At 63.2% G+C, this 7,435-nt stretch carries 7 protein-coding genes and 1 pseudogene; 6 read left to right on the top strand and 2 right to left on the bottom strand.

The features are described 5' to 3' along the window. Positions 1 to 105 precede the first annotated feature (105 nt). The 5 genes and pseudogenes from ACUW6W_RS11465 to ACUW6W_RS11445 form a co-directional block, all read left to right on the top strand. A pseudogene (locus ACUW6W_RS11465) lies at positions 106 to 399 on the top strand (IS3 family transposase); the annotation flags it as partial. Positions 400 to 507: 108 nt separating this feature from the next. Then, positions 508 to 936: a DUF6083 domain-containing protein gene (locus tag ACUW6W_RS11460; protein ID WP_127435416.1), complete on the top strand. Its 429-nt coding sequence runs from the start codon at positions 508 to 510 to the stop codon at positions 934 to 936. A gap of 180 nt (positions 937 to 1,116) precedes the next feature. Further along, positions 1,117 to 1,731: a ParA family protein gene (locus ACUW6W_RS11455; protein WP_065423796.1), complete on the top strand. Its 615-nt coding sequence runs from the start codon at positions 1,117 to 1,119 to the stop codon at positions 1,729 to 1,731. Then, positions 1,728 to 1,979 carry a hypothetical protein gene (locus ACUW6W_RS11450; protein WP_049147591.1) on the top strand — a complete coding sequence of 84 codons (252 nt, stop codon included), beginning with the start codon at positions 1,728 to 1,730 and terminating at the stop codon, positions 1,977 to 1,979. Before ACUW6W_RS11455 ends, ACUW6W_RS11450 begins: the two co-directional genes overlap by 4 nt. Before the next feature lie 706 nt (positions 1,980 to 2,685). After that, on the top strand, positions 2,686 to 3,054 hold the full coding sequence (locus tag ACUW6W_RS11445) for a hypothetical protein (RefSeq protein ID WP_127435415.1): 369 nt from the start codon (positions 2,686 to 2,688) through the stop codon (positions 3,052 to 3,054). A 1,205-nt stretch (positions 3,055 to 4,259) separates the two neighbouring features. Here ACUW6W_RS11445 and ACUW6W_RS11440 read toward each other — a convergent pair. Continuing rightward, the gene (locus ACUW6W_RS11440) at positions 4,260 to 4,829 is read right to left on the bottom strand and encodes a TetR/AcrR family transcriptional regulator (RefSeq protein ID WP_060973480.1); all 570 of its coding nucleotides are present in this window, start codon (positions 4,827 to 4,829) and stop codon (positions 4,260 to 4,262) included. A 17-nt stretch (positions 4,830 to 4,846) separates the two neighbouring features. Further along, entirely contained in the window at positions 4,847 to 6,313 is a 1,467-nt protein-coding gene (locus ACUW6W_RS11435; RefSeq protein WP_036316244.1) for an MFS transporter, read from the bottom strand. Between the two features lie 279 nt (positions 6,314 to 6,592). Between ACUW6W_RS11435 and ACUW6W_RS11430 the strand changes: the two genes are divergently transcribed. Then, positions 6,593 to 7,159, top strand: a complete 567-nt coding sequence (locus ACUW6W_RS11430) for a recombinase family protein (RefSeq protein ID WP_060973479.1) — start codon at positions 6,593 to 6,595, stop codon at positions 7,157 to 7,159. Positions 7,160 to 7,435 lie beyond the last annotated feature (276 nt).

Here is a 7,435-nt window from a genome sequence, read left to right as displayed (position 1 = left end):
ACAACAGGCCCAGGAAGGTCCTGGACTGGAAGACTCCCGCGGAGGTCTTCGCCGAGCAGCTACGCTCGCTCTCAACGCACGGTGTTGCAACGACCGGTTGAACCCGCCCAGTTCCGCTCGGCCCTATTCCAGGACGCCCTCACCACCCACGGGCTGATCGGGTCCATGGGTCAGGTCGGTGCTGCCGGGGACAACGCGGCTATGGAGTCCTTCTTCGCGTTGCTGCAGAAGAACGTGCTGGACCGACGCGACTGGGACACCCGGGACGAGCTGCGGGCCGGGATCATCACCTGGATCGAGCGAACCTACCACCGCCGCCGCCGGCAGGTGCGCCTGGGCCGATTGACGCCGGTCGAGTACGAGTTGATCATGGACCACACGCCCGCAGACGCGGCGTGAAGACGACTGTCACCTACACGTGCACCAGTCCCTCCTTCCTCTGGTGTACAGCCGGCCATCGGGTGAGAATCCAAACATCACCGGCGTGCGCAGGCAGAGGAGACCCACATGAGCCAAGAGCAACCACCACCCCGGCATCGTCTCCATGAACCCCAGCAGATCAAGCAGGCCTTGTTCTCAGACCCTGCTGACGACGCCCCAGCCACCTATCTCTGGTCCAAACCAAAGAGAGGCCGTTGCCGACGCTGTCGACTGCCGATCATCTGGATTTACACCGAACGCGAAGCACCCTGGCCCTTCCAGCCGGAAGAGTACGAGAGCGCTGGATTGCCCCCTAAGGCTCAGTGGCGCCTTCCTCGACGTCGGAAGATCATCGCCATCCAACGCCCCGCAGAACGCCCCACCGACAAGGTGCTCATCCCACACACGCATGTCTGCCCCTTCGATGAGGACTCAGACTCTCCGGCCTTGCTCCGCATCCAGAACGAGCTGCGTGCCAGCCTCGAGGAAAGCGACACGGAGGAGAAGCTCTCCTGAACAAGCAGAATCCCCACTTGGTGGACAACACGGAGCTCACGCTCTGCCACACGGAGGAGGAGCCATCACCAGCTCCCGCCCTGGCCAACGCGATATGTACGCCTAGGCCCGAGGGATTGCAGTACCGCACTAACGCATCACCGCGTGCGGCACTGCGTTAGTGCGGGTTATCCTGCCCTCATGGCACCAGCTCCTGTCACCATCGCGTTCATCGCCTCCAAGGGAGGCGTGGGCAAGACCATGGGAACCATCTGCCTCGCCGCCGCCCTGACCCACACCGGCCACAGCGTCGAAGTCCTCGACGCCGATCCCCAGGGCTCGGCCAGCGAGTGGCTGGAGATCGCAGCCGAAGAACGCCCCACAGGCTCGCCCATCCCCTTCACCTACCGGGCCGTGAACCTCTCCGACCTCAAACGGCTGCGCCCGAGCACGGACTTCGTCGTGATCGACACCCCACCGGGCACCCCCGACGTCCAGTCCGCCGCTGCCGCAGCGGCCGACCTGGTCATCATCCCCACCACTCCCAGCGCCGACGACATCGCCCGCACCTGGGCCACCGTCGACGCCCTGGGCCCCACCGTGCGCCTGGTGGCCCTGCTGAACCAGGCCAACCCCCGCACCAAGCTCTTCACCCAGGTCGTGGACCTGCTGGCCGCCGAGAACGTCCCGCAGCTGGCCACCACGATCCCCACCCGCGAGAGCTTCAAGCACACCCACGGCACCTACCCCACCCGTACCGCGCTCGGCCCCTGGCTCCAGGTCGCCGAGGAGATCCAGGAGATGACCCGCCCGTGAGCACCAAGCCCACCCCCGGCGCCGCCCGCGGACGCCGCACCACCACCCCGGCCACCCCCACCGACGGCCCGGACATGACCCTGGCCTACGCCGCCCACGCCCAGGCAGCCGCCGAGCCCATCAAGGCCACCTCCATCCGCCTACCCGAACGCCTGCACAAGCACCTGCGCCGGCACAGCGTCGAGGTCGGGGTGCCCATGTCCCAACTGATCATCCAGGCCATCGAAGCCAAGTACCCCGAAGACTGACCGCAATACCGCAGTGCCGCGCGCATGAATGAGGTAGTGCGGTACTGCGTTAGAGACGCCTCTTCCCATGTCTGACTAAGAGCGATACGCACTGAGTAGCTGCCGGTTGACCATCCAGGAGCCGGGGGATACTGAAAGGCCTCCATCCCTCAATCGACCAAGTCAGGGGAGGTCTCTGGACGGGAGAACAGATAGTTCACTCAGCCGCGCGGCGCAAGAACGAACTCGCCACAACGGACCGAACGCAAGCAGACGGAGTGAGCATCGAGGGGATGTGCAGTGGACCACGGAGAAGACCGCTTCCCGCTGGGATACCCCACCACATACTTCATCCTCCAGGTCAGCTAAGCCCGACCCCGGCGGGGAACGTCCACCTCCCCTCCTGTTGCTGCCACCGCATGACAGGGGGCCTCGCCTGCAACTTGTGTGATGTACAGCACGCAGATAGGCTTCGATGCGTCAGATGACAAGCTGAATATTGGAGGGGATTATTTTCGATCGACGTCAAGCCATGCGTGGTCTTTCGGGAGCGTTGGTTTCTGGGGGTCTGATTGCAGTCGCTGCGCCGACTTTGGCGGGCGCCGGGCAGCCGATTGGACGGCCGCCTCATGCTGGGCGACGGCCGCCTCAGTCGGCGTGGCGCAAGCCGCAGTCCTCCTACACGGAAGATGAGCAGCTCGACATGATTCTGAGGGCGCTGGATTCGATGCCTGAAGAGCTTAAGCGAGCTGATCCTCACACATACCCGGGATACAGCGAGAAAATCGCGCCTTACCTTGAAGGCCTCACGACAATTCAGACTCCAGTGGATTCATCTGGCGACGCTGAGGCAAGTCCAGCGTTTAATGTTTTTGGATGCTCGCTGGCGCTTGGCAATTTCGTCGTTCAGTTCGGGTTCCCCGTATTCAAGATCATTGCTTGGATTAAGAAGGCGCGGAGCCTTTGGGGCGGAGTTAGCGGCATTTGGCGTGCAATTCGTTCCGGTCAGGCTGCCGCTGAGATCGGTGAGGATGCCGTGAATGTTCTCTCCGAACTCCTGGGGGTTCCCGGGCTTGTGGAGGCTTGCCTGAGCTGATGTCAGGGCTAATCCCAAACAGGGGGAGGGGTTCCTTTCCGAAGGAAGGGGGCCCCTCCCATGTCGTTCCTATTTCCTTGGCCGTAGGGGGACACTTGTCTACTGCGGCGCTACTGTCCCCGGTGGTCTGGTTGTTTTGGTGGCTGTTGAGCAAGCTCCTCTCCAGCCCTTTGAGCGGATCTCTTTCCCTTGCCCTCACTGCTGCTGCTGTAGTGGTTAGTTCTATTGTCGTGACTTTGTGTGAGCGGCCCTTTACTGTTTCTGCTGGTCACTCAGACCCAGGCGGGTGGGGCTATGCAATTTGGGGGTTCGTTATTCCCCCACTTGTGGGGGCAATGGTGGGGTGGTTCGTTTCTCCGGGTCACGCTGCGTGCGGAGCTATCGCGATGTTCACAGTCTTTGGGACTGAAGCATTGTTATTAAAGACGTGGCGGCCCGGTATGAGTGATGAGGAAATTCGGCAAGCTTGGAGCAAGACCAAGAAAATGACGGAGGAAATGGCCGCTGAAGATCGAATCGAGAGGGGATGGCTGACGCCGCCCAGGAAGTGGAATGATCAGTAGGTTCAGTGTGTCCCATGCCCATTTTGACAGCGATGTCAGCGCTATAACCGCACCACCGCGCTACCGCAGCACCGCACGGGTGAATGCGGTACTGCGGTACTGCGTTAGTTGCACTACTTCCCCGGTCTGACCACGGGTGATGTGTGCTGGGCGCTGCCGATGGGTCGCGCGTGGACCGGGCGGAAGTGAAATCCCCTTGCCCCCTATTGACCAAGACAAGGGCGGGGTGACCATACCCGGACAGGAGAACAGGCGGCTCACTCACCGTCGCGGCCCTCGAAGAAGAACACCGCGACGGGTCTCACCCTACGGAGAAGAACCGGCCCGGACCACGGGTATCCACAGGGCGTGGGCCGTTCAGGGCTGGCCGGTCTCGGTGGTGTTGAGGGCCTTGTAGATCGTGGTCCGGGAGACTCCGAACGCGCGGGTCACCACGGCCTGGACCGCGGCGGTCTTCTCCTGGTCTAGCTTTGTCACAGGCTGACCCCGTCCAGGCGGGTATACCCACTAGGCGCATGTGTCAGAGCCAGTTGGGTGCTGCTGGACAGAGGTGCCAGGGTGCGATCTTGCTTGACAGGGTTGCCCATCATCGCGCTCGACGGATTCGTCGATCCGGCCTTCTCCAACCGCGCGCTGGCTCGCTTACCCGTTGGGCTTGGCCTCGGATTCATGGACGTCATTCTGGAGTAGCGCGATGATCTGCTTTGCGGTTTCACTCCGGTGGTCCTGTGAGATGGGCCTGCTTCCGATCAGGTCGTTGACCCAGAGCCCGTCAGCAGCGAGCAGGGCGAGCGAGGTCATCTGGTCGCGCTCAGCTTCGTCTCGTTCGCTACGTCCGGTCCATCGGTCGATGAGGTCTTCCCAGATCGCCTTGTGCTGGGTGTGCTGGCTGTCGAGAATCATCTGGAACTCGGCGCGGGAGGCGGCTGTCGAACAAGTGAGTATGTAGGCGGTCAGGCGCTCCATCGGCGTTGCCTCAGCGGTCGGCTTTCCACAGGCGATCTCTAACTGCCGCTCCCAGCGATCAGCGAGTCTCTGGTGGATCGCAGCGATCAAGTCGTCTCGTGACGGGAAGTGGTAGATGATCCCGGCCCTGGTGATCCCTGCAGCGGCCGCGACAGAGTCAAACGTGACTGCTGTGATCCCGTCTTCCTCGATCACTTGGATCGCGGCGTCGAGGATCATGGTCTTCTTGCTCTCACGCACCATCATGCGCCCCTCCGATTGGTTCAGTGGTTTTCGGCGTACTCCATTGCCTCGCTGCCGCGCCCGTAAGCGCGGAGCAGCCGATTGGTCAGAGCGGCTCCACTAGCCAGCATGACAGCGAGGACGATCATCGTGACCAAATAGGCCGTGTCGTAGGCGGAGGTGGCGGCTGCGATCACGTCGAGATCTCCGTCGGCGATCCCGAGGGCATCGGCAATGCTCTCCCCCGCTGCGGCGGGAGTGCCATCCGGGAGTCGGACGACTGTGGCGTAGACGAAGGTCAGGAGGCTCCCGAGGAGTGCTACAGCCGAGAGGGAGCCCATCTCATAGGAGACTTCTTCGATCGAGGCCGCCATGCCGGCCTTTCGCGGAGGCGCGTTGCCCATAATGGCGGCGGAAGCGACGGCGAAGGTGCCGCCCAGGCCGAAGCCGGTCACGATGAAGCTGACGACCAGCAGGGGTAGTGATCCGTTCGCAGAGGCCAGCACGGCGAGAGCTAGTCCTAGGGCGGCGATGGCGAGGCTGCCGGAGATAATGATCCGCAGGCCCACGATGTGCAGGATCGCGGCCCCTAGGACACCTGAGGGCAGGGCGCCAAGCGCGATGGCTGCGACTAGCAGGCCTGCTTGCAGGGGGGTGAAGCCCTCGACGAGCTGGAAGCGCTGTGTGGTCGCGAGCTGGGCGCCAGCGATGGTGAACATCGCGAAGAAGGCTGCCAGAGAGCCGCCAGCGAAGGCGCGGTTGCGGAAGATGGAGAACTCGATGAGTGGTTCTTCCAATCGGCCCTGGCGTCGCACGAAGAGGACGAACCCGATGACTGCTGACGCCAGCGCCCCTGCGATCAGAACCCAGTTCTGTGGAATATGGGCCAGTTCCTTGATGACGAGCACGGTGCCCACCAGCCCGACCATCGCATAGAGGGATGAGACGAGATCCCACTTCTTCGACGGATCGGGATGGTTGTGCGGCGCGATGATTGCGGTCGCCACAAGTGCGATGGCAACAACGGGGACATTGATGAGGAAAACAGATCCCCACCAGAACCGTTCGAGAAGGGCGCCGCCGAGAATGGGTCCGAGCGCTGCCCCCGCGATCGACAGGCTCCCCCAGATGGCGATGGCGATGTTGCGCTCACGAGGATCGTCGAACGCGAGGCGGATCAGAGCAAGCGTGGCGGGCATCATCGCTGCGGCCCCCACAGCGAGGAGTGCCCTGGCGCCGATCAGGAAGGCAGGGTTGGGCGAGAATGCCGCTGCCAGTGATGCGGCACCGAAGATCCACAGGCCGACGACGAACATTCGGCGGTGGCCGATGCGATCGCCCAGTGTGCCTGCTCCCAAGAGGAGGCCAGCCATGACCAGGGGGTAGGCGTTGATGATCCACAGTGTCGAGGATCCGGACGCGCCGAGGTCTGCGGTCAACGTAGGCAAGGCGGTGTAGAGGATCGAATTGTCGAGGGTGATGAGTAGCAGGCCGGCCCCCACGGTCATGAGCAGCCACCACCGCCGCGGCGATGATCCAACGTCGTTCACTGTTGTACCCCTGTCCTCTGCCTGTAGTCGCATCAACGAAACTATACTAACAGGTTAGTAAAGTAAACGTCAACGCTCCGACAGAGGGATGCCTCACAATCCAGCTGGGTGTTCATTGCCCCATCCCGGCGTCAAGCCGGGTATACCCCTTTACACACCCTGCCCGGTCACGAGACCATCACGTCAGAGACGGTCCCAATCGGGCCCGTTGGACACAAGCGTCGGAGGGTCTTAAACGTGGTTGGACAGACTGTGGCCTACGTGCGGGTGAGCTCAGCGGAGCAGAACCTGGATCGTCAGCTCGAGGCGGTGGGGGAGCGCGACCGGATCTTCCAGGACAAGATCAGCGGCAGCTCGAGGGCCAAGCGCACGGGGTTGGCGGAGCTGATGGCCTACGTGCGGGAGGGGGACCTGGTGAAGGTCGCCTCGATGGATCGGCTCGGCCGGGACACGCGGGACCTGTACGCGATCGTGGACGAGCTCACCGGCAAGGGGTGTGCGGTGCAGTTCGTGTCCGAGCGGATCACCGTGGACAAGTCCGGCACCTCTCCGGTGGACGGGCTGATGCTGGGCATCCTGGCGGCGTTCGCTGAGTTCGAGCGCCGGCGGATCAAGGAGCGTCAGGCCGAAGGCATCGCCCTGGCCAAGGCCCGCGGCAAGTACGTGCAGGCCCCGAAGCTTTCGGACACCGACGTGGAGCAGGCGCGCGTGATGATCGACATGGGGATCCCGAAGGCCGAGGTGGCGCGCGCGTTCGGTGTGAGCCGGCAGACCCTATACACCTCGTTGCGCCGGCCAGCCTAAGACTGAGCCTTATCCTCGGCCGCCTACGTCTCCGGGGTTTCTGCGTCAGCACGCGGGTGGGGCCTTGTACGGGGATCGAGCGTCTTGGGCTGAGTGATGGCACGCGCGGCCGACGAGCGTTGTGTTCCGCGGTTGCCCCGGAGTGGTTCGGGACAACGGCGCGAGCATACTTGCTATCAGGGGGGCGTGTCAACTTGTCTGTGTAAGCGGGGTGGTCACAGGTAGGGGTTGATCCGGTCGGGGTAGGCCGCGGCGAGCTGGGCGAGGGCCTGCTTC

This window comes from Micrococcus sp. 093350064-1 (genome assembly GCF_053627955.1).
This window is presented reverse-complemented; position numbering and strand designations above follow the sequence as displayed.

Bases quoted from the DNA above. Each gene is read 5' to 3' on its own strand.
- ACUW6W_RS11460 (WP_127435416.1), top strand. From the start codon at position 508: ATGAGCCAAGAGCAACCACCACCCCGGCATCGTCTCCATGAACCCCAG.
- ACUW6W_RS11455 (WP_065423796.1), top strand. From the start codon at position 1,117: ATGGCACCAGCTCCTGTCACCATCGCGTTCATCGCCTCCAAGGGAGGC.
- ACUW6W_RS11445 (WP_127435415.1), top strand. From the start codon at position 2,686: ATGCCTGAAGAGCTTAAGCGAGCTGATCCTCACACATACCCGGGATAC.
- ACUW6W_RS11440 (WP_060973480.1), bottom strand. From the start codon at position 4,829: ATGATGGTGCGTGAGAGCAAGAAGACCATGATCCTCGACGCCGCGATC.
- ACUW6W_RS11435 (WP_036316244.1), bottom strand. From the start codon at position 6,313: ATGACCGTGGGGGCCGGCCTGCTACTCATCACCCTCGACAATTCGATC.